Below are 25,649 nucleotides of genomic sequence, written 5' to 3' on the forward strand. Positions count from 1 at the left end.
GGGTTAAAGGAAGTCATCGATGTCATCGCGTATGAACCAGACCATGGCCACTCCCACCGTTGCTGAAATCGCACCGAAGATCAAACCGCCGGGCTGGCGCACGCGTCTCGCGCGACAGCCGGAGTGGTTCACCGCGGCGCTGATCGTCGTGACGTGCGTCATCGTCGGCGCGATCAATCCGCGCTTTTTTCAGCTCGCGACGCTGTTCGACCTGCTGCATTCGGCGACGACCGTGTCGCTGTTCGCGCTCGGCACGCTTGTCGTGCTCGCGTCGGGCGGTATCGACGTGTCGTTCACCGCGATCGGCGCGCTGACCATGTACGCAATCACAAAGGCGGTGTTCGCGTGGTGGCCCGACGCGCCATTCGCGCTGATCCTGCTGACAGGAGCCGTGGGCGGCATCATGCTCGGCCTGGTCAACGGCGTGCTCGTGTTCCGGCTGAAGGCGCCTTCGCTGATCGTCACGATCGGCACGCAGTACCTGTTCCGCGGAATTTTGCTGACGTTCATCGGCACGACGTTCTTTATGAACATTCCGCGCAGCATGGACCACTTCGGCCGTATTCCGCTGTTCTTCTATCACACCGCCGATGGCTTGCGCGCGGTGCTGCCCGCCTCGGTGATCGCGCTCGTGCTGGCGGTGGCGCTCACGTGGTGGCTGCTGAACCGTACGATGATGGGGCGCGGCGTCTACGCGATGGGCGGCAGCCTCGCGATTGCCGAGCGCCTCGGCTACAACCTGCGCGCGATTCACCTGTTCGTATTTGGCTATACGGGCATGCTGGCCGGCATCGCGGGCATTCTGCATGTGTCGAACAACCGCCTCGCGAACCCGTTCGATCTGGTGGGCTCGGAACTCGACGTCATCGCGGCGGTGATTCTCGGCGGCGCGCGCATCACGGGCGGCAGCGGCACGGTGGTGGGCACGCTGCTCGGCGTCGTGCTCGTGACGCTCATCAACAACGTGCTGATTCTGATCGGCGTGCCGAGCACCTGGCAGAAGGTGATTATTGGCGCGTTCATTCTGATCGCGGGCACGCTGTTCTCGCTGCAGCGCAAGCAGCAATAGCCGGCGGTGGCGGCGCAACTTCACTGACGGCTGTCGCGCCCGTGCTGATCGTCGCGCATGCGACGATCGCTACGAACCTGAAACGCCGGCGCGCTTACTTGCGCCGGCGTACTTCCTGTCCTTTCTCGGTGATGATCGAATCGAAGTCGTCGATCTTCGAAAAGCGCACCGCCTTCACGACGCCGAACTTGCTGCTGTCGACCACCAGGTGGCTCTCGACGGCGCTGGCCATCGCGGCCTGCTTGAGCCCGACCTCGTGAAAATTCCAGCATGTGACGCCGCGCGCGGCATCGACGCCGCCCGCTGAAATAAACGCCTTGTTGATGCCCATGCGGCGCAGCACCTCGATGCTCTCTTCACCGGCGAACGAATCCGACGACGGCACATAGACGCCGCCGAGCAGAATCATCCGCACATTGGGCTTGCGCCGCAGAATTTCCGCGACGTTCAGCGAATAGCAGACGACCGTGACGTGCATCTCCGCGGGAATCAGCCGCGCGAGCGTGGCGAGGGTCGTTCCGCAATCGATAAAGAGGGTTTCGTTATCGGCGAGCAGTCCGGCCGCGACCGACGACGCTTCCGCCTTCGCCTGTGCGAAGTGATCCTTTTCCTGTTCGAGCGAATAGCCGGCGGAATTCGGCACGTCGGTCGCGCTGACGATATAGCCGCCGAGATAGGTGAATTTGCCGGGGCTCGCGGCGATATCGCGGCGCACGGTCATTTCCGAAACGCCGAGCAGTGATGCCGCGTCGCGCAGGCGCATCACGCTTTGTCTTGCCAGTGCTTCGGCAAGCACACGCAGACGTTCGGTCTTGACCATGGAGTCCTCAAAAAGACGCGCACATGCACGTTAGATTTCGTTCGGGTTATGAGAGAATTATAACAACCGGCGTGAGACTCCGTGAGTCAAAACTTCAATCGATTGCGCTTTTTGCGCGTGCTCTACGCATTGCGCGGCCGCGATATACGAATGGCATATGCAACGCGGGCTGCATGTGCCGACGGCCATTCATCTGAAAAGACGGGGAACTGACGCCCTGAGCCACGGTCTTCTGCTTATTCGAATGGGAGGAGACAATCCATGACGCGTGCCGTCGAGTCCGGCGTGATTTTCATTGCGCGCATTGCGCTTGCGACGCTGTTTTTGTGGGGCGGGGCAATGAAATTGTTGGGCTACGCAGGCTTTATCGGCTACCTGAACGCGAAGGGCGTGCCTTACGCGACGTTTGTGGCGCCGCTCGTCGTCGCGATCGAAGTGCTCGGCGGCATTCTGCTGGTGGTCGGCCTGCGGATTCGCGCGCTCGGTTTGATTCTTGCGCTCTACACGGTGGCGACCGCCATTCTCGGGCATGATTTCTGGAACGTCACCGATGCCAGTCTGCAGCGCGAGATGGTCGTGCATTTCTGGAAAAACATCGGCATTGCCGGTGGTTTTCTGCTGCTGATCGTCACTGGCGCGGGACGTATCAGCATCGACGGCGCGCGTGCGCCGCGCGGCGGGCTGAGCCTCTAGCAGGCCGGCGCCGGCTGCGCGGGCCGTGCGGCAACCTGTAGCGGTATCGTTTTTGAGCTGACAAGGAGCACGCAATGATTCAAGCTTTCGACCATTTGATCGGTGGCCAGGTCAGGCAGTTTTGCGCGAGCCTCGGCGAGGGGCCGACACCGCATCGCGTCATCATCAGTCAGGCGGATTCGGCGAAGACGCTTGTGGTGCTCGACGCATCCGGCCTGATCGGCTCGATCAAGGCGGAGATCGAAGAGCCCAAGGATCTCGTCGCGAACGCGATCCGCAAGGCGCAAAGCGAAGGGCTGATCGAAAAGGCGCTCGATACGGGCGAGATCCAGGAAGTGAGTTTGTAGGAAACTGTGTCGAAGTCGAAGGGCGCGCGGTGCCGTAGCCGACGCACGCCGCGCGATCTGACGCCCGCGATGTCATGCACATCGCGGGCGTCGTTGTTTGCAGCGCGACGTGGCGCGACGCGACGTGGTCTGTGCGTGTGATGCGTGCATATCGCGCTACGGCGCGTGGCGCCGGCAAGGCGTGTGATCGCCGACGCGTGGGGTGTCGCGTTGCGGGCCAGGCGGCTGCGCGTGCGCTTGATGCTGTGCCCGCGCATGAGGATGCGGATCGACGCAGCGCGCGAGCAGTGCCGCAATCAGCAGCACGCCGGCCGAAATGGCGGTGGCCGTATGCAGACCGTTCACGATGTGTGCAGCTTGTGCGCCGCTCGCGAGCGCGCCGAACGCTGCGACGCCGATCGCGCCGCCGGCCTGGCGCGCGGTGTTCAGGACGGCGGAAGCGGTGCCGGCGCGCCGCGCATCAACCGATGCGAGCACCGAGGTCGTCATCGCGGGGACGGCGAGTCCCATGCCGGACGGAATCAGCAGGAAAGGCAGCAGTAGCGCCCATGACGGCGTATGCGCACCGACCCGCAGCAACCACCCATAGCCGAGAGCGGCAACCAGCGCGCCCAGCAGCATCGGCACGCGTGTGCCGTAGCGGCCCACCACCCAGCCGCTCGCGACGTTCGACAACAGGAAGCCGCCAGTCAGCGGCAGGAACGCAAGGCCCGCCTGCAACGGCGTATCGCCGCGCACCCGCTGCAGAAACAGGCTCAACACGAACACGACGCCGTAGTACGTCAGATTCACACACACGCCGAACAGGACTGCGGCGCTGAACGTGCGGTTGCCGAACAGCGCAAGCGGCAGCATCGGCGTGGCGACACGCCGCTCGGTTGCGATAAACGCAAGCGCTGTGACGAGCGCGAGCCCGAGGCCGCCTGCGACGAGCGGATGCGCGAGTCCGAGCGGCCGCCATTCGATCACGGCGCCGGTGAACGCAGTCAACGCGATGACCGCGAGCACCTGGCCGAGCGGATCGATGCCGCGCGCGACAGGTTCCGATGCCGGCGTCCGCGTTGGCTTCGCTTTGGGCAGCCACGCGAACGTCGCAGCGAGGCCTGCCGCGCACAACGGCAGGTTGACGAGAAAGATGCTGCGCCAGCCGAACGCATCGATCAGCAGACCGCCGACGACGGGGCCCGCGGCGATCGAAATCGCGCCGGCAGCGGTCCATAAGCCGACAGCGCGCGCACGCAGTTTCGGGTCATGCGCGCAGGACTGATTGAGCAGCGCCAGCGAATTCGGCAGCATCGCGGCCGCGCCGACGCCCTGGCACGCGCGTGCCGCGACCAGCAGTGCATCGTTCGCCGCGAGTCCGCACAGCAGCGACGCGAACGCGAATAGCGCAATGCCGGCCGCGAATATCCGGCGCGCGCCGAAGCGGTCGCCGAGCGCGCCTGCCGACAGCATCAGCACCGCGAACGCAAGCGTGTAGGCGTCGACGATCCATTGCAGCGCGGTCACATTCGCATGCAGGTCGGCGCCGATCCGCGCGAGCGCGACATTGACGATCGTCACATCGAGTTGCGTGACGACGAAGCCGACGCTGACGGTCGCGACGATCCGCGCGAGCGCAGGTGTCAGACGCGCCGGGGCAGACGGCGGTTGGGGCGAGGGGGAACGGTGAAGGATCTTCATGTGATCCATGTTATGGCTGCGCGCTGCCACGAAGTTTCACAGTCTCGTGAAGCGTCGATGCAAGGTCCGGACCGCGCAGGAGCGCGGCACGCACGGCCAGCGCGCACGATCGTACGCCGCACCGCATACGCAATTTCAGACTGGTCTTATGGGCATGGGTATTTCGTGCCCAGAGAATCGCCACCGAGGCTACTAGTCGAGAATTTTTACAATGCGTATAGCAATCCTTCAACGAGACCCGGTGCGCAGCAAGCAGCTGGAGCGAATCCTGGTGCAGGCCGGCCATAGCTGCATGGTCTATGACGATGGTTTAACGATGGCCAAGGCGCTCGCGCGATCCACTGCGGATCTGCTGGTGCTCGATTGGCACGGTGTGCGAATGTCCGGTGCGGACGTGCTCAAATCGACGCGCGCGGTGAGCGGGGATCGCGTGCCGGTGATCTTTGTCTCAACCGACGACTCCGAAGAAAGCGTGGTGCGCGCGCTGGCCGCCGGTGCGGACGACTACGTGACGTTCCCGGTGCGCATTGCCGAGTTCCGCGAACGGGTCACCGCGCTGTTGCGGCGCGCGTATCCGGAGCGCTTCGGCGTCACCAGCTTCGACGTCGGCCCCTACCACTTTGACACGCGCCGCCAGATCGTCACGTTGCGCGGCGTGCCGGTGCAATTGTCGGGCACGCAATATCGTCTTGCGTCGCTGTTCTTTTCGAATGTGGGCCGCGTGCTGTCGCGCGACCATATCTTTGCGATGGTGTGGGGGCGTGAGTTCCGCGAGGTCACGCGCACCATCGATAGTCACGTGTCGCGTCTACGCCTGTTGCTGCAGATCGAGCCGCACAACGATTACCGTCTGCAGCCCGTGTACAAGAGCGGCTACCGGCTGCTTTGCGTGCGCACGGAAAACGAAGCGGCAGCGGTCGAGCCCGCTGCCGCCTGATCGTTGCCACCTGATTGTTGTCAACTGAGCATGCCTCACGCAACGCGCGGCGCGTAGCCGCGCGTTGCGTCGGTCAGCTTTTTCCGCCGATCGTATCCATCGGCACGAAGCCGCCTTTTTCCACCTTGTAGATCGTCACCGGCGCGTCTTTCAGGTCGCCTTTCGCGTCATACGCGACGTCGTTCGACGTGACGCCCTTGATGGTCACCTTGTCGAGCCACGGCGTGTACACCTTCGGGTCGGTCGAGTTCGCTTCCTTCATCGCTGTGAGCAGCGCGATCGTGCCGTCGTACGAGTACGGCGAGTACGTGACCGGGTCTTCGTGGAAGCGCGTCTTGTAGCGCGTTTCGAAGCCGGCGAAGCCTGGCATCTTCTCTTTCGGCAAGCCGCCCATATAGACAATCGAGCCTTCCGCCGCGCTGCCGCCGACCTTCAGGAAGGTCGGCGATTTCGACATCTCGCCGGTGATAAACGCCGACTTGATGCCGAGCTGACGCATCTTGCGGATCATCGGCGAGGATTGCGCGTCGCCGCCGCCATAAAAGATCGCGTCCGGGTCGAGGCCCTTCATGTTAGTCAGGATGGCGGAGAAATCGAGCGCCTTGTCGTTCGTATAGTCACGTTTGACAATGGTGCCGCCCGCCGCCGTCACGGCTGCCGCGAACTCGTCGGCAATTCCCTGGCCGTATGCGGTACGGTCGTCGATGATGGCGACGCGCTTGTATTTCAGGTGATTGACCACGTACGCACCCATAACGCTGCCGGCTTGCGAATCGCTCGTCAGCAGGCGGTAGGTCGTCTTGTAGCCGCGCGCGGTGTACACCGGCGAGGTCGCCATCGATACCTGCGGCAGGCCGGCGCGGTTGTACAGGTCCGAAGCCGGAATGCTCGTGCCCGAGTTGAAGTGGCCGACAATGCCGTGCACGCCGTCGTCGATCAGCCGCTGCGCGACCGTCGTGCCGGTGCGCGGGTCGGCCTGGTCGTCTTCCGACGTCAACGCGAAGGTAACCGGCTTGCCGCCGATTACCGGATGCGTCGCGTTGAAATCGTCGATGGCGAGCTGCGCGCCCTTTTGCATGTCAGTGCCGTAGTTCGACTGCTGGCCGGTCAACGGCGCGGCAAAACCGATCTGCACGACGTCGGTGTCCGCGGCTTGCGTGCCGGTTGCGTACGCGAGCGCCGATGCGATCACGATCTGCGATATCTTCAGCTTCACTGTGACTCCCCGAGTATGAATGCACACCGGCACGGCAAGCGATGCGTGCCGCGGGTGCGTCGTTGACAAGCGTGGTGCTGCGACTGCCGTAAAACACGGCGTACGTGCGGGTTGAGCACGCATGCCGCGGGTGGGCGCAAAAAAACGGCAACAGCGCGAAAAACGCAAACAGCGAAAAACGCGCGTCGCTGCGGTTACAGCTTCGGCAGGGCCGGGCGCGCTTCGATCGAGCGGCGAATCAGCGCTTCGACGGCCTTGCGCTCGTCGCCCGCGAGCGGCAGACGCGGCGGCCGTACCGGCTCGGTGCCGAGGCCGACGATCGCTTCGGCAAGCTTGATGTTCTGCACGAGCTTGGCCGACACGTCGAGCGCGAGCAGCGGCGCAAACCAGCGGTAGATCGCACGCGCCTCTTCGACGCGGCCGGCCTTGAACAGCTTGTAGATCGCCACCGTCTCATGCGGGAATGCGCAGACGAGGCCCGCGACCCAGCCGTGCGCGCCCATCAGCATCGCCTCGAGCGCGAGGTTGTCGACGCCGCACAGAATCGCGTAACGGTCGCCGACCGCGTTGATCAGATCGGTCACGCGCCGCACGTCGCCGCACGATTCCTTGATCGCGACGATTTTCTTTTCATCGGCGATTTCCGCAAACATCTCGGGCGTCATGTCGACGCCGTACGCGAGCGGATTGTTGTAGATCATCAGCGGCAAACTGCTTGCATTCGCAACCATGCGGAAATGGTTGAGCGTTTCGCGCCGGTCCGACAGATAGCGCAGGCCGGGCAGCACCATATAGCCGGCCGCGCCGTGCTTCGCTCCGGCTTCGGCCTGGCGGCACGCGTCGAGCGTGCTGTTTTCAGCGATGGTCAGCAGCACCGGCACGCGGCCCCGCGCCGCTTCGACGGCGATATCGAGCACCTGCAGCTTTTCATCGAGAGAAAGCGTCGACGCTTCGCCGAGCGAGCCGCATACGATGCTGCCGTCGACGCCCGCGTCGATCTGTGCCTCGATATTCTTCCCGGTCCACCCGCGGTCTATGCTGAAATCCGCGTTGAATTTGGTGGTGACGGCGGGCATTACGCCTTCCCAGATGTGCGCCACGACTGCTCTCCTGATGTTGATGAATCGATCGCAGTGTAAGCACGGAAAAAAAGGCCGTCTTGCGCGATTCGCGCGTGCCGCGTGACGATTTCAGCATAGTCGGGCGAGCGACGAATAGGTGTCCTGATCCGCTCTGGCGTTGATGGTGGGGCAATTGGGGTTGACACCAGGTGGTCGCCCGTACGGCCGAACCGCAGAAGAAGAACGCTGCGTCGAGCCGGTTTCCGCTACGCGCGACGCACACCTTTCGGCTGCTGCCGCAGCAGGCGCGGCGGCGCTTCGCTACAATCACGCACGGCTGTGTAAGCTGTGCTGAAATCGTCACGAACGGCGCGCAGCGAGGTCAAGACTCGCGCGGGCTGCGTTTCTACCATGTCGCCATGAAAACCCTGAACGTCATCGATTCACACACCGGCGGCGAGCCCACGCGGCTTGTCGTATCCGGCGGCCCGGACCTCGGCAGCGGCACGCTGGCCGAGCGGCTCGATGTTTTCCGTACGCGCTTCGACAACTGGCGGGCCGGCATCGTGACCGAGCCGCGCGGCTCGGATGTCGTCGTCGGCGGGTTGCTGTGCGAGCCGCACGATCCGGAATGCGCGGCGGGCGCGATCTTTTTCAACAATGTCGGGTATCTCGGCATGTGCGGGCACGGCACGATCGGGCTCGTCGTGTCGCTCGCGCATAGAGGGCGTATCGGTCCCGGACGGCACAGGATCGAGACGCCGGTCGGCATCGTCGAAGCGACGCTGAACGACGACCTGAGCGTGTCGGTGCGTAATGTGCCGTCGTACCGCTACCGGAAGGACGTGCGCGTCGACGTGCCGGGTTACGGTACATTCAACGGCGATATCGCCTGGGGCGGCAACTGGTTTTTTCTAGTCGCCGACCATGGGCGCACACTCGAGGCCGCGCATCTCGCCGAACTGACCACGTTCAGTTCGACGCTGCGTGACGCGTTGAGTGCGTCGGGTATAACCGGCGCCGCGGACGGATATATCGACCACATCGAACTGTTCGGACCTGGTTCGCGCGACGGCATCGACAGCCGCAGCTTCGTGCTGTGCCCGGGCAATGCATACGATCGTTCGCCGTGCGGCACCGGCACGAGCGCGAAGATTGCGTGCCTCGCGGCCGACGGCAAGCTCGCGCCGGGCGCGGTGTGGCGTCAGGAAAGCATCATCGGCAGCGTGTTCGAGGCGAGCTATGCGAGCGCGGACAGCATCGACGGTCTGGCGGCCATCGTGCCGACGATCACCGGCCATGCGCACATCATGGCGGAGAGCCGCTTGTGTTTCGACGAACGCGACCCGTTTGCGTGGGGTATTCCGACGCGATGACGTCAGTCTTAGCGGTGCGTACGGCGGCCGGCCCGGTTGTACGCGCAACTATCGTGCGCACAGCGAGCCGGCTTGCCGCAATACGGGGCAAGCGATGAAAGCGGATGCGCTGATCGTCGGCGCGGGCATCGTCGGCGCTGCGTGCGCGGCGGAACTCGCTGCGCGTGGCCTGCGCGTGACGGTGCTGGATGCGCAAGGTATCGGTGGTGGCGCGACGGCGGCGGGCATGGGGCATATCGTCGTGATGCACGATTCGCCGGCCGAATTCGCGCTGAGCCGTTACTCGCGCGATTTGTGGCTCGAGCTCGCGCCGCGCTTGCGCGCGCGCGACGCGTTCGCGCGCTGCGGCACGCTGTGGGTCGCAGCGGACGACGAGGAATGGCAGGCTGCGCAAGTCATGCATGACGCGTTTGCCGCACAGCGCGTTTCCTCGCAACTGCTCGACGCGAGTGCGTTGCGCGCGTGCGAGCCCGCGCTGGCGCACGGCATGGCCGGCGGCCTGCGTGTCGAGCGCGACAGCATCGTCTATGCGCCGGCGGCGGCACAGTGGCTGCTGACGTTGTCGCCGGCCGCGGCGCGTATCGATGTGCGGCTCGGCGCGCGAGCCGTGGCGGTCGACGCACGGTCCGTCACGCTCGACGATGGCGAACGCATCGAGGCGGCGCATGTGATCGTCGCGAACGGCGCAGCCGCAACGGAGCTCGTGCGGTCGTTGCCGATACAACCAAAGAAAGGCCATCTGCTGATCACCGATCGCTATCCCGGGCTGATCCGGCATCAACTGCTGGAGCTCGGCTACATCAAGAGCGCGCATCATGCGGCGGGCACGTCGGTGGCGTTCAATGCGCAGCCGCGGCCGACCGGGCAATTGCTGATCGGCTCGTCGCGCCAGTTCGACACGAACGATCCCGCCGTCGAGATGCCGGTGCTGGCGCACATGCTGCGCCGCGCGGCACGTTATCTGCCCGCGTTGCCCGGGCTGAACGGGATTCGGGCGTGGACCGGGTTTCGCGCCGCGACGCCCGATGGGTTGCCGCTGATCGGTCGGGTAGAGGAGCCGGGGGCCGGTCATCCGGAGCGCGACTACTCGGAGGCGATTCGTCCGGAGGCCGGCCATTCCACCGCCGGTGTCTGGCTTGCAGTCGGCCACGAGGGCCTCGGCGTGACGACATCGCTTGCGACCGCGCAATTGCTCGCCGCGCAAATCACCGGCGGCGCGGCAGGCATTCCCGCCGAACCCTATCTTCCTTCGCGTTTTGCACGGGGAGTCTGCCATGCGTGATGCGAACGGCGAACGCGTGCGCGTGAGCATCGACGGGCGTACGCTCGAGGTGCCGGACGGTTCGACGGTCGCGGCCGCGCTCGCGATAAGTGCGGGCATCGCCGGCACGCGCACATCGGTTAGCGGCATGCCGCGCACCGCGCTGTGCGGCATGGGCATCTGCCAGGAATGCCGCGTGACCATCGACGGTTGCGCGCACATGCTTGCGTGCCAGACGCTATGCCGCGACGGCCAGATGATCGAAACGACCGCCCCGCACTGAAACGACATGAACCGACAACACTATGACGTCGTCGTGGTCGGCGCGGGTCCCGCGGGGCTGAGTGCCGCGCGGGCGGCGGCCCGTAACGGCGCCCGCGTTGCCGTGCTCGACGACAACCCGCGCGCGGGCGGCCAGATCTGGCGTCACGGCCCGCAACATCCGCCGGCGCCCGCGTTGAGCGAGCGCCTCGCCGCATTGCAACGCGCAGATAACGTCGTGCTGTGGTCGTCAGCGCGCGTCGTCGCGCCACTCGACGAACGTGGATTGCTCGTCGAATCCGCGGCGCACGGTGCGCTTCGACTGGGCTACGAACGTCTGATTCTCGCGACTGGCGCGCGCGAGCGGCTTCTGCCGTTCGACGGCTGGACCTTGCCGGGCGTGACTGGCGCGGGCGGCCTGCAGGCGCTGATCAAAGGCGGCGTGCCGGTGCGCGGCGAGCGCATCGTGATCGCCGGCAGCGGGCCGTTGCTGATCGCGTCGCTTGCCACCGCGCGGCAAGCGGGGGCCAAGGTCGTCGCGGTCGTCGAGCAGGCGCCGTGGACGGCGCTCGTGCGCTTCGGCATCGGGCTGGCTGCGACGCCGTCGAAGCTATGGCAGGCCGCACAGCTTACGCGCGGTTTTGCGGGACTGCGCTATTGGACCGGCGGCGTGGTGCGTGAGGCGCTGGGCGACGGGCGCGTCGAGCGGGTGAGAATCCAGATCCAGCGCGGTCTGGCTCACAACAGCAGCCGTGGTGGCTGCGGCACAAGCGGCAACCCAAGCGGCGACGCGGCCAATGACGTTGTGCTCGAGTGCGAGCGCATCGCGTGCGGTTATGGTCTCGTACCGAACATTACGCTTGGCGAAGCGCTTGGCTGCGCGATACGCGGCGATGACGCAGCGGGCAGTGCGCTCGTGGTTGACGAAACACAACGCACGTCGCTCGAACATGTGTTTGCGGCGGGCGAATGCACCGGCATCGGCGGAATGGAACTGGCGAGCGTCGAAGGGGAGATTGCCGGTTTGATTGCGGCGGGTGCGACGCGCGAAGCGCAAAGCTTGCATACGCGGCGCGATCGGTGGCGGCTTTTTGCGAAACGTGTCGAGCGCGCGTTTGCGCTCGGCGAGGCGGCGCGCGCGTTGCCGTCCGACGATACCGTGCTGTGCCGCTGCGAAGATGTCACGTGCGGTCAAATGCGCGAGCACACGAACTGGCGCGACGCGAAACTGCAAACACGTTGCGGCATGGGGCCGTGCCAGGGGCGTATCTGTGCGACGGCAGCCGCGGTTTATTTTGGCTGGCATGCCGGACCGGCACGGCCGCCGTTCAGTCCCGCGCGGATCGCAACGCTGCTCGAGGCCGCGGCGGACGCGGCGCTGGATATCGCACCGCACACCGCGCCAGCGGACGAATAGGCGACGCAAACCGCAAACCGCAAACCGCAAACCGCAAACCGCAAACCGCAAACCGCAAACCGCAAACCGCAAACCGCAAACCGCAAACCGCAACCCACCGCTTCTGCACAACCCCTCCGGCGCGCCCCGAATTCTTTCACCTGTCCGTGCGGCCCTATAATCGTGCGCACACGACACCGGCACCGCACCCGCGACATATCGGAACCCGCAGAATGAACACGCAGGCCTACCCGCTGGAAGCGCCCGACGGCAGTCCCTTCGGCACGCCGGGCGAAGGTGCCGCTGCGCTTGCGGCGATGCTCGCGCATTTCACGCTGCTCGCGCCGGTGTTCGACGCGATGCCCGATACGGTGTTCTTCGTGAAGGACGCCGATGCGCGCTATGCGCTCGTCAACCGCACGCTGGTGTCGCGCTGCGGGCACAAGGAAAAGGAAGCGCTGCTCGGCAAGACCGCCGAAGACGTGTTCCCGAGCCGCTTCGGCCGCATCTATACCGCGCAGGACAAGGCGGTCATCCATGTCGGCAACCAGATGCTCGATCAACTGGAACTGCATCTGTATCCGGGCCGGCAGCCCGGCTGGTGTCTGACCTGCAAGCAGCCGCTGCGCGACGCGTCCGGCCGCATCGTCGGCCTCGCGGGCACGTCGCGCGATCTGAAGGCCGACGAGAGCAGCCACCCGGCGTACAGCCGTCTCGCGACGGTGGTCCAGTACATCCAGCAAAACTACGTGCAGCCGCTGAACCTGAAGCAACTCGCGGACATGGCCGATATGTCGGTGGCGCAGCTCGAGCGTTACTTTCACAAGGTGTTTCACCTGACGCCGCGGCAGGTGCTGCTGAAAACGCGCCTCGACGCGGCGACCGCGCTGCTCGTCTCGCATGACAAGGTGACCGACGTCGCCGCGTTGTGCGGCTACACCGATCACAGTGCGTTTACGCGGCAATTCAAGGCGACAGTCGGCGTCACGCCGACCGAATACCGGTTGCTGCTGCTCGGCAACGGTCGCCCGCGCGCGGCGGCATGAAGTTGAAGCCGGACGACGACGCACGCGGCAGATGAACAAACGATGAACAGGCGCGGCCCCGCACATCGCTATTACGTGTACGTCGTGATCCTCGACGACACCGTCTGGAACGAAGCGCGCTTCAGGCGCGCGAACCCCGGCTACCGTTTCGACAAGCCGTGTGTATACGTGGGCATGACAGGACTGGACCCGGATCTGCGCTTCGATCGGCACAAGGCGGATATTCAGGCGAACCGCTATGTGCGCGATTACGGTGTGCGGCTAATGCCCGAACTGTATGACTTTTACAATCCGATGCCGTACGAAGGCGCGCGGGATATGGAAGTGGAACTGGCCATCGGGCTGCGCGAGGCCGGCTATGCGGTGTGGCAAGCCTGATGAAAGCAATGCCGGTTATTTGATGCCGAGGCCGCGCAAGATTGCGTTGCCTTCATCGGTTAGACGAAACTGCGGCGCACCGGCATCCGACAGAATGCTTTCGACGAGTCCGGCTTCCTGCAGCCTCGGAATTTCCGGTTTCGCGTACGCGTCGACGGGCGCGTGCAACAACAGCAGCAGCGTCGCGAGTTCGTGGTGGCTCAGCAAACGGCGCAACATGGTGGGCCGTTTCGTCGCTACCGGAGTCTTCTGGGCGTCGTGTTCGTTGTTGTTAGCGTTGTTATCCATCAGGCACCTCATACAGATCGCGCTTCGATTCGAGTGACCGGATCATGAGTAGCCAAACTTAAACGACACTTAAGACGGGGACGTGACAGCGCCTGCATGCGTTCGCTCGTGCGTTTGCGCATTCGCATGTCGATCGGATTGCTACTTGCTTACGCTTCGCATCGTCACGGTGCGCAGGTCTTGCTCGCCGCTTCGATCCACATATTCGACATATGGCGCTTTCCCGCGTAATAGCGGTATGTCGTTCCGCCGTTGTCGCTGCGGACCTTAACGATATTCGAGTCGCCGAAATCGAGCATCGTGCCTTGCGGAATCGGCGACGTGCTGACGTTCGTATCGTGCTTTTTGGCTTCCTGTTCGAGGCATTGCACGACGTCGGCGACCGGGCGTTGGGTCATCGTATCGTTTTCCGGATCGCCCGCATCGGGATTGCTCTGCAGCTGTGCGCACGCGCTGAGTGCGAACGGAATGAGCAGCGTGGCGCATAACGATGCTTTGAACGGATTCCTCATGACTCTCCCTGACGTTGAATTTCTTTGAGCGGCGCTCACGAGTGGCGCTCATAAGTGGCGCTTCAAGCAACCACTGCGACCGTGACACTGAATGAAATTATATCCGTGCAAGGGGCGTGCCTGGCCGGTAACGCCATCCACGGCCGACGTCGATGAGCAACGACGTTGACGAGGCGCGCGGGAGTCATGCAAATGCATGGTTGAGGGCGGGGTGTTTGCCGAGATAGTCAAACATGAATTTGAAGGCGCGACCATGCGATCCCGCAGCGCGGCTCACTTCACTTCGCGCTTGCATGCTGCGCTTATCGAACCGCGCGCCGCCTCGCGGCAATTGCATCGCGTGTCTGCATCGCCGCGTAAGTCAGCTGAGCGGCCGCGAGGCCGAACGCGCCGAACGTATGCGCGAGTCCGAATTGCGCGAACGCTTCCGGTACCGGCCGTTCGCCGGTGATCGCCGCCGCGAGCAATTCGCCGCACGCGGTGGTCGGCGCCATACCGTGACCGCCGAAACCGACCGCGTACCAGACGCCGTCGGTGCTGCGGCCGATCTGCGGCATCTTGTGCCGCGCGTAGCTCATCAACCCGCCCCATGCATAGTCGACGCGCACGCCGTGCAATTGCGGATACACCTTCAGCAGATCGCCGCGCAGCAGCCGCGCGATGGCCTGCGGCGCGCGTTCGACGATCGAGATGCGGCCGCCCCATAAAATGCGCGTATCCGGCAACGGCCGGTAGTAGTCGAACGCAAAGCGCGTGTCATAGACGGCCGACGTGCAATCGATCGCGTCTTTCAGGCGCGCGCCGAGCGGTTCGGTCGCCATCACATAGGTCGCGATCGGCAACACCGCACGCTCGACGCGCCGGTATACGTTGCGCGCATAGCCGCCGCCCGCCATGACGACATGCTGCGCATCGACGGTGCCCATGGGGGTGTCGACCACGAAGCCGCCGCGCTGCGCGCGCAGTGCGCGCACCGGCGAATGCTCATGAATGCGCACGCCTGCATCGGCCGCCGCAGCCGCGATGCCGGCTACATACTTCAACGGATGAAAGTGGAACGCGTTGCGCTCGAAAAGGCCGCCGTGATAGCGGTTGGTTTTGAGCCGCGCAGAGAGTTCCCGTTCGCCAAGCGGTTCCCAGTCGACACCGAACGATTCTTTCATCAGCCGGCGTTGCGCATCGAGCCGCGCGGGCTCGTCGAACCAGTTTGCGAGAATCACGCCGGCATCGGTAACGTCGCAATCGATGTTGTAACGACGGATGCGTTTGCGCATCAGATCGACGGCATCGGTGGTCAGCGCGTACAGTTCGCGCGCGCGTGCGGCGCCGAGCACCTTCAGCAAATCCGCGCAATCGAGGCTATAGCCGCCGAATACGAAGCCGCCGTTGCGCCCGGAGGCGCCAAAGCCCACCTGTTGCGCTTCCAGCACGACGACGTCGCGCAGGCCGCGCTCGGCGAGTCCGAGGGCAGTGGACAAACCAGCCAGCCCGCCGCCGACGATGCACACATGTGCGCTGTGACGGCCCGTCAAACGAAGGCGTTCAGGACGCTTGACGGTCGCCTCGTAGAAACTCTGCATAGGTGCGTTCGTTCCGCCCAGGGTGGGCGGCTATGGTACTGAAAATCGCGCCGCGCTCCTATATCGGGCTTTCCACAGGTAGGCTCGTTGCCGCCCGTCCTGGCACGTGCGCGCCACGCCGGAAACGCCGGTGCGGCGCCCTACACCGGCGCATCGCACGGCACGAGTGTTGCGTGGCGTACTCAATGCAGGCGCCAGTTTGCACCGAGGCCCCTCGCAATTCACGGTAACGCGCTAGACTGATACGAGTCGCATTTTTTGTGGTCCGGCATCTGCAAGGAGACGCCACCATGAATCGGCCGCTGCTTCGCATTCCGCAACTGCGCACCACCGGCACCACCTCCTCGTGGAAGTGGTTGAAGTGGGGAGTTTTTCTGGCGTTTCTGGTGGCGGTCGCAGCGGGCGTGCGCGTCGTGCAGATCGAAATGGATACGTCGCGGCTGCAGGCGCGCTACCTGTCCGAACTGACGAGCGAAGTCGGCTTTACCGTCGCAACCGGGCCGAGCGACCGCATCCGCTTCCCGAAAGACGGCCCGTACGACATCAGGCTCGGCTATACGCTGCTGCCGTCGATCGAACGGCGCCTGCGCGAGCGCGGCTTCACGGTCGCATCGCAGGCGCGCGATTCAGACCGCATGCTTTCGCTCGCCGACGACGACCTGTTTATCCCATACGAAGAGAAAGACCAGGCCGGCTTGCGCCTGTACGACGCGAGCGGCGAAGCGTTGTTCGGCGACGATTATCCGAAACGGATTTACCGCAATTTCAGTGCGGTTCCGCCGCTTGTCGTCAACGCGCTGCTGTTTATCGAAGACCGTCACCTGCTCGATGCCGACCAGCCGAACCGGAATCCGGCGGTCGACTGGACCCGATTCGGCCGCGCGCTCGCCGACCAGGGCGCACGCTTTTTCAACCATAACCAGCCGCAGCCGGGCGGCAGTACGCTCGCGACGCAGATCGAGAAATTCCGCCATTCGCCGGGCGGGCGCACCGCGACGCCGCGGGAAAAGCTGCGGCAAATCGCGTCGGCGTCGGTGCGCGCTTATCTCGGCGGCCCGCGCACGATGGAGGCGCGTGAACAGATCGTCGTGCGTTATCTGAATTCGGTGCCGCTTGCCGCGCAGCCGGGGATCGGCGAAGTCAACGGGATCGGCGATGGCCTCGCCGCATGGTATGGCCGCGACTTCGACGACGTGAACCGCATTCTTGCGGCGCCGCCGACCGATGAAAACCTCGCGGCGCAAGGCCTGGCATTCCGCCAGGTGTTGTCGCTGATGATTGCGCAGCGCGGGCCGTCGCACTTTCTGCTGCGGCGAAACGCGGATCTCGCGTCGCTGACCGACAGCTATCTGCGTCTGCTCGCAAGCGGCGGTGCGATTTCGACCTCGCTGCGCGACGCGTCGCTGGCCGCGCCGGTTGAACTGCATCGCTCGTCGCTGCCGCCGGCCACGGAGTCGTTCGTATCGCGCAAGGCGGTGACGTCGTTGCGTTCGCATCTGATGACGGCGCTAGGCGTCGGCAACCTGTACGACCTCGACCGGCTGGATCTGAGCGCGACGGCCACGCTCGACAACGAGGTGCAGCAGGCCGTCAGCGACCGTCTCGCAGCGGCCGCAAGCAAGGACGGCGCGCGCGCCGCCGGACTCTACGGCAAAGATATGCTGCGTCCGCAGGACGATCCGTCGAAAATTTCGTATAGCTTGACCTTGTTCGAAAAGCACGACGGCCAGAACCTCGTGCGCGTGCAAACCGATAGCGTGAACCAGCCGTTCGACATCAACCAGGGCGCACGGCTCAATCTCGGCTCGACGGCGAAGCTGCGCACCATCGTCACGTACCTGCAGATTGTCGAGGAACTGCACGGCCGCTATGCCGAAATGAGCGTCGACGAATTGCGTGCGGTGAAGCCGGAGCGCTCCGATCCGTTGACGTATTGGGCGGTCGATTATCTGTCGCATACGACGGACCATTCGCTTCCCGCCATGCTCGATGCGGCCGTCGAGCGCAAGTATTCGGCGAGCGCCGGCGAGATGTTCTATACGGGCGGCGGCGGCCAGGTGTTCAGCAACTTCGAATCGACCGACAACGGCCGTATTCTGACCGTGCACCGTGCGTTCCAGCATTCGGTGAATCTGGTCTTCGTGCGGATGATGCGCGATATCGTCCACTACGAAATGATCCAGACAACCGGCCCGACGTCGCAATGGCTCGACGATCCGGCGGTGCGGAAAATGTATCTGACGCGTTTCGCGGATCAGGAAAGCCGCGTGTACATGAATCGCTTCTACACCAAGTACCACGGCAAAACCCCGGACGCCGCGCTCGCCGCTTTGCTGCGCACGGTGCGCAAATCGCCGCCGAAGGTGGCGACCGTGCTGCGCAGTGTGGCGCCCGACGCGTCGCAGGAATGGTTCAATGCACAGATGCGCGCGGCGCTGAAGGGCACGCCCGCCGCAGTGATTCTCGACAATGAAGATCTCGCCGACCTCTATGCGAAGTACGGGATCGACAAGTTCAACCTGAACGACCGCGGCTATATTTCGAGCGTGCATCCGCTCGAGCTGTGGACGCTCAACTATCTGCGCACGCATCCGGACGCGAGCCTGAATGAAATACAGGAAGCGAGCCGCGACCCACGCGCCGATGCCTACAAGTGGCTCTTCAAGACCCGCTATCACGCGACGCAGGACCGCCGCATCAAGCGGATGGTCGAGCAGCGCGCGTATGAGGAGATCGGCAAGTCGTGGCGCGCGCTCGGCTACCCGTTCGCGAAGCTGACGCCGTCGTATGGCGCGGCGATCGGCGCGTCGGGCGACCGGCCGGTCGCGCTTGCGCAACTGATCGGCATCATCTCGAACGGCGGCAATCAGGTGCCGACACATAGCATTGCCGAGCTCGAATTCGCGAAGGGCACGCCGTATGAAACGCGCTTTACGCGTGCCGCGGCGCAGCCGAACCAGGTGCTGTCGCCGGATATCGCGCGGGTCGTGCAATCGCTGCTGCGCGATGTGGTGGCGGGCGGCACCGCGCGGCGGATGGCGCAAGGCATGACGTTCCCGAATGGCCAGACGCTGCAGGTGTCCGGCAAGACCGGGACCGGCGACCAGCGCTTCAATGTGTATGCGAAAGGCGGCCGGTTGATCGAATCGCGCAAGGTGAATCGTACGGCTACCTTCGTGTTCCAAATCGGCGACCGGTTCTACGGTACGTTGACGGCCTTCGTGCACGAGCCGTATGCGGCACGTTTCGACTTTACGAGTGCGCTGTCGGTGCAGTTGCTGAAATCGATGGCGCCGGCGCTGCAGCCTTTGCTTGACGAGCCGCCTGAGCGTCAAGCGAAGCGCGTCGCGGCGGCGGGCGCAGAGGCACAGGCGCGCTAACGATGGGAGCGATTGCGATTGCAAGCGCAATTGCTCGCGAGTTCGCCGCGCCGTGCCGCGTCCTTCAATAATCGACTTCCACCGCGGGCTTCAGGAACAGCTCGTGCACCGGCGCGAAGTGCGCATAAAGCGGCAGAATCGCACCGCCCATCGCGCGCGCATCCGCGCCGATCGCGCCTTCCAGCAATTGAGGCCGCACCATGCCTTCCCATTCGAACCGGTCGAGCACGCGCTCCGTGCGGCGAATGATTTCGCGTACGAGTTGACGATCGAGTTCGCCGTCTATCACGACCGCTTCCAGATCGAGCAGCGCCGCCGCATTGGTCAACGCGCTTGCGATTGCCGGACACGCGGTGTCGAGCCATTGTGCGGTCAGCCGCCACAGGTCCGCAGACAACGCGCGATGATCGTGCGCGGCGGCGGCGGGTGCGCCGGCTTCGGTGAACAGCCGCTCGAGCACGAAACCCGACGCCGCGTGCAGCAACTGCCTCGCGGGGTCGCGCGCGCGGCCCGCGATCGGAATCGAGCCGACCGCGCCGGCGTTGTCGTGCGGGCCGCCATGCAGACGTCCGTCGATCACGAGACCGCCGCCGATAAACGTACCGACGAACAGATAAAGAAAGTGGTGGATGCCGCGCCCCTGGCCCATCACCAGTTCGGCTGCACAGGCGGCGGTGGTGTCTTTTGCGAACTCGACGGGCAAGCCCGTCATTGTCGCGATACGCGTGCGGATGTCGATATCGTTCCATGCGTCGAGCGCATCGCGCGGCGCGCCGAGAAACTCGCGCCAGCCGCCGAGCCACAAAGGCGCCGCCACGCCGACGCCGACCACCTTGCGTCTTCTGGCCGCACCCAGCGTATCGTTGACGCGCGCGAGCTTGCTTTCCAGCGCGCCAAAGAGGGTGTGCGGGTCCGGATACGCGTACTCGAGCACTTCGCGGCAGCAAACGCGGCCGACGAAATCCAGCGCGAGCACATCGAGGCTGCGCCGTCCGACCTTCACGCCGATCGTATACGCGCCTTCGGGCCGCAACGCGATCGGCACGGACGGCTGGCCGATGCGTCCGCGCACGCGCGCCTGCTTGACGAGCAGACCGTCGTCGATCAGGCGATCGACGATCATCGATACGGTCTGCATCGACAGGCGCGTGAGCCGGCCGACGTCGGCCTTCGGCAACGGGCCGTGCAAGCGGATGGCCTGCAGCACGATCCGCTCGTTGAACTGCCGCATGCCGACCTGGTTCGAGCCGACCGTGCGTTTCAGCGGCGAACGGATACCGGTTTCCATTGCGCGGTCCGTTCAAGCGCAAGAGCGCATGACGGGCGCGATGCGCACGAGGGGCGTCGTCGCAGCGCGCATCACGCGATCGCCTTGACGTCCGCTTCCTTCGCGCCGGTCATGATCGCGACCGCCTCCGACATATGAATGTCTTTCCGGTTCACGAGCGCCGCGCGCCGGCCCAGCCGTTGAATATGAATGCGGTCCGCGATGTCGAACACGTGCGGCATGTTGTGGCTGATCAGAATGACCGGCAAGCCGCGGTCGCGCACACGGCGAATCAGTTCGAGCACCATATTGCCTTCCTTCACGCCGAGTGCGGCGGTCGGTTCGTCGAGAATCACGACGTGCCGTGCAAATGCCGCGCTGCGGGCCACGGCCACGCCCTGACGCTGACCGCCCGACAGCGTCTCGACGGCCTGGCGCATCGAGCGGATGCCGATCTGCAGATCCTTCATATGCGCGGTCGCTTCGTCGAGCATGCGGCGCTTGTCGATCATCTTGAGAACCGACCCACGCCAGCCGGGCTTGCGCAATTCGCGCGCAAGAAACAGGTTTTCCGCGATGCTCATGGCCGGCGCGACCGCGAGGTCCTGGTAGACCGTTTCGATTCCCTGTTCGCGCGCATCGAGCGGACTGCGAAAGCGCACCGGCTTGCCATCGAGGCGAATCTCGCCCTCGTCGGGCAGCGTCGCGCCGGACAGCGCCTTGATCAGCGACGATTTGCCGGCGCCGTTGTCGCCGATCACGGCCATGATCTCGCCGGGCATCACTTCGAAATCGCAGCCGTCGAGCGCGGTGACGTTGCCATAGCGTTTGACGAGGCCGCGTGCCTCGAGCACGGGCGCGGCGGTGGAAACGGCGGAAGAGGGAACGGGTGTCGTCGACATGACGGGCTCCATGCTTGAATGCGGTGCGAAAGATGATGCGGCGTAGGCGCGGGCCGTGAAGGCGAAGGCGAAGCGCGAATGCCGATGCAAGGGTGAAGCGCGTTGCTTGCGCCTAACGCGCACCGCGGTGCGACAGCTTGTCCGCAGCGACCGCGAGGATCACGAGAATGCCGGTGATCAGCACCTGATACACGGACGACACGCCGATCAGCGTCAGGCCGTTGCGAAACACGCCGACGATCAACGCGCCGAGCAGCGTGCCCGCGATCGAGCCACGCCCGCCGAACAGGCTCGTGCCGCCCAGCACGACCGCGGTGATGCTGTCGAGGTTTTCGGTCTGCCCCGCTTGCGGATCGCCGACGCCGGTGCGCGATACGGCGAGCAGCGCGGCAACGCCGTAGATCGCGCCGGACAGCGTATAAACCGTGAGCAGGATTTTTCGCGACGACAGGCCCATCAGGCGCGCCGCTTCCGCGTTATTGCCGAGCGCATACAGGTGACGGCCCGGCACCGTGTCGCGCAGCACGAACCAGGTCGCGAGGTACATCAACAGGGTGAGCACGGTACCGTACGTCACCTCTGCGGGACCGAGCCTGAACGTATTGCCGAAGAACATGATCGCCTCCGGCAGGTTCGACACGCTCTCCGCATTCGAATAGATCTGCGTGCACGCGAACGCGATATTCAGCGTGCCGAGCGTCACGATAAACGACGGCAGCTTGATGCGCGTGATCAACGCGCCGTTCAAGAGGCCGAACAGCGTGCTCGCGCCGATGCCGCAAAGAATTGCGAGTATGGGCGGCACGCCGAGCACGACCGCGAACTTGGTCATCACGATCGAGCCGAATGCCATCACCATGCCGCACGACAGATCGATGCCGCCGGTCAGTACGATCAGTGTCTGGCCGATTGCGATGACCGCGACCACCATCGTTTGTTGCAGGATTAACGATAGATTCTGTGCGGACAGGAAGCGGTCGCTTTGCGAAATGAAGAACGCGCACGCAAGCACCAGCGCGATCAGCGGACCGGCTTCGGCAAGCGAAGGCAAGCGCTCGGTCAGGCGGCGATGGTCGTGGGCGGGGGCGGCGGGGGTGGGAGTCGACATGATGCGTTTCCTCGATGCGATGATGCAATGCGTGATGCGTCCAACGTGGAGTGCGCGAGCAACGGGTGCGGCGCGCGGCGACGGATATGCGGCCGGCGCACGCAGTGTGGCGGTCGGCGCCGCGCATAGCTGCGCCGCGCCGGATGCTGCATGGCGTTACTTGTTGCCCCAGCAGTTCTCGAGACCGAACGCGGTGTCCTTGCTATCGACGCCCGACTGCGGTTTATCGCTGATCAGCGTGACGCCGGTATCGTGATAGCCAGTCGGCTTTTTGCCGGTCTTCGCATAGTCGACGCCGGCATTCACGCCGAGTTCGGCCATCTTCAGCGGGTATTGCTGCGAGGTGGCGGCGATCGCACCGGCCTTCACATTGCGCACGCCTTCGCAGCCGCCGTCGATCGACACGATCATTACGCCCTTGTCCTTGCCCGCGGCCTTGAGTGCGCGATACGCGCCCGCCGCGGCCGGTTCGTTGATCGTGTAGACGACGTTGATGTCCGGCGCTTTCTGCAGGCAGTTTTCCATCGCCGTTTGTCCTTTCGCCTGGTCGCCGCGCGTGTCCTGGCTGCAGACGATCGACGCGTCGCCTTCCTTGATGCCGAAGCCCTTCAGAAAGCCGTTATGCCGCAGCACGCCGACCGATACGCCCGGTGCGAGGTCGAGCGTCGCGATCTTCGCGGGCTTGCCGCCGAGCGCCGCTTTCGCGTATTCGCCAATCAGCACGCCCGCCTTGAAGTTGTCGGTGGCGAAGAGCGCGTCGGTCGCGTCCTGCGGTTCGGTGGGCGTGTCGAGTGCGATTACGATCGCGCCGGCCGCGCGTGCTTTCCGGATGCTCGGCACGATGGCTTTCGTGTCGCTCGGCGTGATCAGAATCGCTTTTGCGCCGGCGGTCAGCATGTTTTCGATCGCGGTGACCTGGCTTGCGTTATCGCCGTCGAACTTGCCGGCCGCGGTCATCAGCTTCGCACCGTCTTTCTGCGCTGCTGCGTCTGCGCCCTGGCGCATCTTCACGAAGAACGGGTTCGTGTCGGTCTTCGTGATCAGGCCGACCACGGGCTGGTCCGCCGCGTGACTCGTGCCGATGCACAACACAGCCGATGCCGCTGCGCAGACCGCGACGATCCGCTGCGCGGCGCGTGGCACGCTCGATTTCAGGTTCATGGGAACGCTCCTCCGGTTGATTGACAACGACGTTATGGACTGCAGTCGATTCGATCGGGTTTGGGCGCGGTGGGCCGGCCTCGTTTCTGGTGGTACAGGTTCGCGTTGGATTGCGTCGGCCTGTCGGGACTAAATCAATTGGTTTTATTTAGTACAGCAGCGCGCTGCGTGAGTGTCAAGGAATGGGCGGTTTGCTGCGGTGCGTAGCCAATGAGGCGGCAGTGCGCCGCAACGCAAGCGGAGCAAGGAAGGGGGCGCTTATGCGATGCGGTATCGGCGCGGATGGGTTCGGGTAAATCAGGAGGGCGAGGGGGTGGTGCGTGCGCAATGCTCAGACCATAGAGAGCGGTTAGCGACGGAACTGCGAGACAGGGATCGCTGTTGTGGCGAGCGCGGCTCGCGACCCGATCTCCCGGTTGACCGCGTGGCTCTTTCTCAATGCGCGGCACGTCGACACCAGCGTGGCCGGACAATATTGCCGTGATCAGCATGCTTTTTGCATCGTCTCATCTGGCACGCAAGCTTGTCACAACCGTCAATCACCATACGGTGGGATGCAAGATGACCCGCAAAAATGACCCGATGGTGGAGATGACGCGCGATCTCCACGAGCACGTCGATATGAGGGGAAAATTTGTCCGTATGTGCGCACGCCGCTCGAGGTGCCGGAGTACGACCAGCCGGTGCCGGCATTGGCGCGAGACGAAACGCTCACTGTGTACCGATGGTTGCGCGAGCAACCGACCGGTCCGTTCGCCGATGCTTTGCTCGATGAGCGCATGTCACAAGTTGCTGGCAAACTAGCGGACTCGCTGGCGCAAGCCCAGCCCACATCGTGAACATCCAGGAGACTGTCATGCAGATTCATCATCGCCGTTTCGGCCGTACCGGCTGGGACGTTTCGGAAATCGGCTTCGGCGCGTGGGCGATCGGCGGTGCGTGGGGCGACGTATCCGACGCGGACGCCCGGCAGGCGCTGCACGCGGCGCTCGATGCGGGCGTCACGTTCATCGATACAGCCGACGTGTATGGCGACGGCCGCTCCGAGCGGATCATCCGAGACGTGCTGCGCGAACGCGGCGGTCAGCGGCCAATAGTCGCGACCAAAGCCGGGCGCCGTCTGAACCCGCATGTGGCCGACGGCTACACGAAGGCGAATATCGAAGCGTTTATCGATCGCAGCCGCGAGAACCTCGGTGTCGATACGCTGGATCTCGTGCAACTGCATTGCCCGCCGACCGACGTCTATTTCCGCCCGCAACTGTTCGACGGGCTCGACGAACTCGTCGCGGCCGGCAAGCTGCGCCACTATGGCGTCTCGGTCGAGCGCGTCGAGGAGGCGCTGAAGGCGATCGAGTATCCGAACGTCGTGTCCGTGCAGATCATCTACAACATATTCCGGCAACGGCCCGCGCAATTGTTCTTCCGCGAGGCGCACGCAAAAAACGTCGCGGTGATCGTGCGCGTGCCGCTCGCAAGCGGGATGCTGACCGGCAAGCTCAACGCGCAATCCACCTTTGCTGCCGATGACCATCGCAACTTCAACCGGCATGGCGAAGCATTCGACGTAGGCGAGACCTTCTCGGGCGTGCCGTACGACGTGGCGCTCGAAGCGGTCGAAGCGCTGCGCGCGTACGTGCCGCAAGGCGCGACGATGGCGCAGTTCGCGTTGCGCTGGATTCTGATGGAAAAAGCGGTCTCGGTCGTCATTCCGGGTGCGAAGAACGCGGTGCAGGCGAAAGGCAATGCCGACGCAAGCGCGCTGGCTCCGCTGCCGGAAGAGACGATGGCGCAAGCGCGCCGCATCTACGATCAACTGATCGCGCCGCACGTGCATCAGCGCTGGTAATCGGCTCTAGCCGCGATACGGCTGCACGCCACAATGCGTGCTCAACGCCGGTCGCGGC

General features: G+C 64.4%; 23 protein-coding genes. 12 read left to right on the plus strand and 11 right to left on the minus strand.

All coding sequences use genetic code 11. The annotated features are described in order from the left end of the window. Positions 1-19 precede the first annotated feature (19 nt). Positions 20-1,069, plus strand: coding sequence for an ABC transporter permease (locus HV675_RS04985; protein WP_175109679.1), 1,050 nt, complete (start codon positions 20-22; stop codon positions 1,067-1,069). A gap of 94 nt (positions 1,070-1,163) precedes the next feature. Here HV675_RS04985 and HV675_RS04990 read toward each other — a convergent pair whose 3' ends face one another. Further along, on the minus strand, positions 1,164-1,889 hold the full coding sequence (locus HV675_RS04990) for a DeoR/GlpR family DNA-binding transcription regulator (protein ID WP_175109680.1): 726 nt from the start codon (positions 1,887-1,889) through the stop codon (positions 1,164-1,166). Positions 1,890-2,150: 261 nt separating this feature from the next. Here HV675_RS04990 and HV675_RS04995 point away from each other — a divergent pair, with 261 nt between their 5' ends. Beyond that, entirely contained in the window at positions 2,151-2,582 is a 432-nt protein-coding gene (locus HV675_RS04995; protein WP_175109681.1) for a DoxX family protein, read from the plus strand. 74 nt (positions 2,583-2,656) lie between these two features. Beyond that, complete coding sequence (locus HV675_RS05000; protein WP_175109682.1) at positions 2,657-2,929, plus strand: hypothetical protein; 273 nt, start codon at positions 2,657-2,659, stop codon at positions 2,927-2,929. 156 nt (positions 2,930-3,085) lie between these two features. On the opposite strand, the gene HV675_RS05005 is transcribed toward HV675_RS05000, so the two are convergent. Beyond that, the gene (locus HV675_RS05005) at positions 3,086-4,612 is read right to left on the minus strand and encodes an MFS transporter (protein ID WP_175109683.1); all 1,527 of its coding nucleotides are present in this window, start codon (positions 4,610-4,612) and stop codon (positions 3,086-3,088) included. Between the two features lie 211 nt (positions 4,613-4,823). On the opposite strand from HV675_RS05005, the gene HV675_RS05010 reads away from it, so the two are divergent. Then, complete coding sequence (locus HV675_RS05010; protein WP_175109684.1) at positions 4,824-5,549, plus strand: response regulator transcription factor; 726 nt, start codon at positions 4,824-4,826, stop codon at positions 5,547-5,549. 73 nt (positions 5,550-5,622) lie between these two features. On the opposite strand, the gene HV675_RS05015 is transcribed toward HV675_RS05010, so the two are convergent. After that, on the minus strand, positions 5,623-6,765 hold the full coding sequence (locus HV675_RS05015) for a branched-chain amino acid ABC transporter substrate-binding protein (protein ID WP_175109685.1): 1,143 nt from the start codon (positions 6,763-6,765) through the stop codon (positions 5,623-5,625). A 194-nt stretch (positions 6,766-6,959) separates the two neighbouring features. Next, the gene (locus HV675_RS05020; protein ID WP_175109686.1) at positions 6,960-7,865 is read right to left on the minus strand and encodes a dihydrodipicolinate synthase family protein; all 906 of its coding nucleotides are present in this window, start codon (positions 7,863-7,865) and stop codon (positions 6,960-6,962) included. 380 nt (positions 7,866-8,245) lie between these two features. Here HV675_RS05020 and HV675_RS05025 point away from each other — a divergent pair, with 380 nt between their 5' ends. From HV675_RS05025 to HV675_RS05050, 6 genes are all read left to right on the plus strand, one after another. After that, positions 8,246-9,202 (plus strand): 4-hydroxyproline epimerase, encoded by a 957-nt coding sequence (locus HV675_RS05025; protein ID WP_175109687.1) that lies wholly within the window; start codon positions 8,246-8,248, stop codon positions 9,200-9,202. Between the two features lie 94 nt (positions 9,203-9,296). After that, complete coding sequence (locus tag HV675_RS05030; protein WP_175109688.1) at positions 9,297-10,484, plus strand: NAD(P)/FAD-dependent oxidoreductase; 1,188 nt, start codon at positions 9,297-9,299, stop codon at positions 10,482-10,484. Then, positions 10,477-10,746: a (2Fe-2S)-binding protein gene (locus tag HV675_RS05035; RefSeq protein WP_175109689.1), complete on the plus strand. Its 270-nt coding sequence runs from the start codon at positions 10,477-10,479 to the stop codon at positions 10,744-10,746. Before HV675_RS05030 ends, HV675_RS05035 begins: the two co-directional genes overlap by 8 nt. Positions 10,747-10,752: 6 nt before the next feature. Beyond that, positions 10,753-12,141 (plus strand): NAD(P)/FAD-dependent oxidoreductase, encoded by a 1,389-nt coding sequence (locus HV675_RS05040; protein ID WP_175109690.1) that lies wholly within the window; start codon positions 10,753-10,755, stop codon positions 12,139-12,141. Positions 12,142-12,353: 212 nt separating this feature from the next. Further along, complete coding sequence (locus HV675_RS05045) at positions 12,354-13,166, plus strand: AraC family transcriptional regulator (RefSeq protein ID WP_175109691.1); 813 nt, start codon at positions 12,354-12,356, stop codon at positions 13,164-13,166. Positions 13,167-13,208: 42 nt separating this feature from the next. Continuing rightward, the gene (locus HV675_RS05050; RefSeq protein WP_175109692.1) at positions 13,209-13,544 is read left to right on the plus strand and encodes a hypothetical protein; all 336 of its coding nucleotides are present in this window, start codon (positions 13,209-13,211) and stop codon (positions 13,542-13,544) included. 15 nt (positions 13,545-13,559) lie between these two features. Here the strand turns inward: HV675_RS05050 and HV675_RS05055 are convergent, their stop codons facing one another. The 3 genes from HV675_RS05055 to HV675_RS05065 all read right to left on the minus strand — a co-directional run bounded on the left by HV675_RS05055 (position 13,560) and on the right by HV675_RS05065 (position 15,924). After that, complete coding sequence (locus HV675_RS05055) at positions 13,560-13,832, minus strand: hypothetical protein (protein WP_175109693.1); 273 nt, start codon at positions 13,830-13,832, stop codon at positions 13,560-13,562. A 164-nt stretch (positions 13,833-13,996) separates the two neighbouring features. Continuing rightward, complete coding sequence (locus HV675_RS05060; RefSeq protein ID WP_175109694.1) at positions 13,997-14,344, minus strand: hypothetical protein; 348 nt, start codon at positions 14,342-14,344, stop codon at positions 13,997-13,999. 302 nt (positions 14,345-14,646) lie between these two features. Continuing rightward, positions 14,647-15,924, minus strand: a complete 1,278-nt coding sequence (locus tag HV675_RS05065) for an NAD(P)/FAD-dependent oxidoreductase (RefSeq protein ID WP_175109695.1) — start codon at positions 15,922-15,924, stop codon at positions 14,647-14,649. A 290-nt stretch (positions 15,925-16,214) separates the two neighbouring features. Between HV675_RS05065 and HV675_RS05070 the strand changes: the two genes are divergently transcribed. Beyond that, positions 16,215-19,304: a biosynthetic peptidoglycan transglycosylase gene (locus HV675_RS05070; protein WP_175109696.1), complete on the plus strand. Its 3,090-nt coding sequence runs from the start codon at positions 16,215-16,217 to the stop codon at positions 19,302-19,304. Between the two features lie 64 nt (positions 19,305-19,368). Here the strand turns inward: HV675_RS05070 and HV675_RS05075 are convergent, their stop codons facing one another. The 4 genes from HV675_RS05075 to HV675_RS05090 all read right to left on the minus strand — a co-directional run bounded on the left by HV675_RS05075 (position 19,369) and on the right by HV675_RS05090 (position 23,742). Then, the gene (locus HV675_RS05075; RefSeq protein WP_175109697.1) at positions 19,369-20,592 is read right to left on the minus strand and encodes an ROK family transcriptional regulator; all 1,224 of its coding nucleotides are present in this window, start codon (positions 20,590-20,592) and stop codon (positions 19,369-19,371) included. A gap of 71 nt (positions 20,593-20,663) precedes the next feature. After that, positions 20,664-21,473 carry an ATP-binding cassette domain-containing protein gene (locus HV675_RS05080; protein ID WP_175109698.1) on the minus strand — a complete coding sequence of 270 codons (810 nt, stop codon included), beginning with the start codon at positions 21,471-21,473 and terminating at the stop codon, positions 20,664-20,666. A gap of 112 nt (positions 21,474-21,585) precedes the next feature. After that, the gene (locus HV675_RS05085) at positions 21,586-22,581 is read right to left on the minus strand and encodes an ABC transporter permease (protein ID WP_175109699.1); all 996 of its coding nucleotides are present in this window, start codon (positions 22,579-22,581) and stop codon (positions 21,586-21,588) included. Positions 22,582-22,737: 156 nt separating this feature from the next. Then, positions 22,738-23,742 (minus strand): sugar ABC transporter substrate-binding protein, encoded by a 1,005-nt coding sequence (locus tag HV675_RS05090; protein ID WP_175109700.1) that lies wholly within the window; start codon positions 23,740-23,742, stop codon positions 22,738-22,740. A gap of 862 nt (positions 23,743-24,604) precedes the next feature. On the opposite strand from HV675_RS05090, the gene HV675_RS05095 reads away from it, so the two are divergent. Then, positions 24,605-25,591 carry an aldo/keto reductase gene (locus tag HV675_RS05095; RefSeq protein WP_377700547.1) on the plus strand — a complete coding sequence of 329 codons (987 nt, stop codon included), beginning with the start codon at positions 24,605-24,607 and terminating at the stop codon, positions 25,589-25,591. Positions 25,592-25,649 lie beyond the last annotated feature (58 nt).

The sequence above is a fragment of the Paraburkholderia solisilvae genome, from assembly GCF_902859875.1.
GTDB lineage: Bacteria > Pseudomonadota > Gammaproteobacteria > Burkholderiales > Burkholderiaceae > Paraburkholderia > Paraburkholderia solisilvae.

Bases quoted from the DNA above. Each gene is read 5' to 3' on its own strand.
- HV675_RS04985 (WP_175109679.1), top strand. From the start codon at position 20: ATGTCATCGCGTATGAACCAGACCATGGCCACTCCCACCGTTGCTGAA.
- HV675_RS04990 (WP_175109680.1), bottom strand. From the start codon at position 1,889: ATGGTCAAGACCGAACGTCTGCGTGTGCTTGCCGAAGCACTGGCAAGA.
- HV675_RS04995 (WP_175109681.1), top strand. From the start codon at position 2,151: ATGACGCGTGCCGTCGAGTCCGGCGTGATTTTCATTGCGCGCATTGCG.
- HV675_RS05000 (WP_175109682.1), top strand. From the start codon at position 2,657: ATGATTCAAGCTTTCGACCATTTGATCGGTGGCCAGGTCAGGCAGTTT.
- HV675_RS05005 (WP_175109683.1), bottom strand. From the start codon at position 4,612: ATGAAGATCCTTCACCGTTCCCCCTCGCCCCAACCGCCGTCTGCCCCG.
- HV675_RS05010 (WP_175109684.1), top strand. From the start codon at position 4,824: ATGCGTATAGCAATCCTTCAACGAGACCCGGTGCGCAGCAAGCAGCTG.
- HV675_RS05025 (WP_175109687.1), top strand. From the start codon at position 8,246: ATGAAAACCCTGAACGTCATCGATTCACACACCGGCGGCGAGCCCACG.
- HV675_RS05030 (WP_175109688.1), top strand. From the start codon at position 9,297: ATGAAAGCGGATGCGCTGATCGTCGGCGCGGGCATCGTCGGCGCTGCG.
- HV675_RS05035 (WP_175109689.1), top strand. From the start codon at position 10,477: ATGCGTGATGCGAACGGCGAACGCGTGCGCGTGAGCATCGACGGGCGT.
- HV675_RS05040 (WP_175109690.1), top strand. From the start codon at position 10,753: ATGAACCGACAACACTATGACGTCGTCGTGGTCGGCGCGGGTCCCGCG.
- HV675_RS05045 (WP_175109691.1), top strand. From the start codon at position 12,354: ATGAACACGCAGGCCTACCCGCTGGAAGCGCCCGACGGCAGTCCCTTC.
- HV675_RS05050 (WP_175109692.1), top strand. From the start codon at position 13,209: ATGAACAGGCGCGGCCCCGCACATCGCTATTACGTGTACGTCGTGATC.
- HV675_RS05055 (WP_175109693.1), bottom strand. From the start codon at position 13,832: ATGGATAACAACGCTAACAACAACGAACACGACGCCCAGAAGACTCCG.
- HV675_RS05060 (WP_175109694.1), bottom strand. From the start codon at position 14,344: ATGAGGAATCCGTTCAAAGCATCGTTATGCGCCACGCTGCTCATTCCG.
- HV675_RS05065 (WP_175109695.1), bottom strand. From the start codon at position 15,924: ATGCAGAGTTTCTACGAGGCGACCGTCAAGCGTCCTGAACGCCTTCGT.
- HV675_RS05070 (WP_175109696.1), top strand. From the start codon at position 16,215: ATGAATCGGCCGCTGCTTCGCATTCCGCAACTGCGCACCACCGGCACC.
- HV675_RS05075 (WP_175109697.1), bottom strand. From the start codon at position 20,592: ATGGAAACCGGTATCCGTTCGCCGCTGAAACGCACGGTCGGCTCGAAC.
- HV675_RS05080 (WP_175109698.1), bottom strand. From the start codon at position 21,473: ATGTCGACGACACCCGTTCCCTCTTCCGCCGTTTCCACCGCCGCGCCC.
- HV675_RS05085 (WP_175109699.1), bottom strand. From the start codon at position 22,581: ATGTCGACTCCCACCCCCGCCGCCCCCGCCCACGACCATCGCCGCCTG.
- HV675_RS05090 (WP_175109700.1), bottom strand. From the start codon at position 23,742: ATGAACCTGAAATCGAGCGTGCCACGCGCCGCGCAGCGGATCGTCGCG.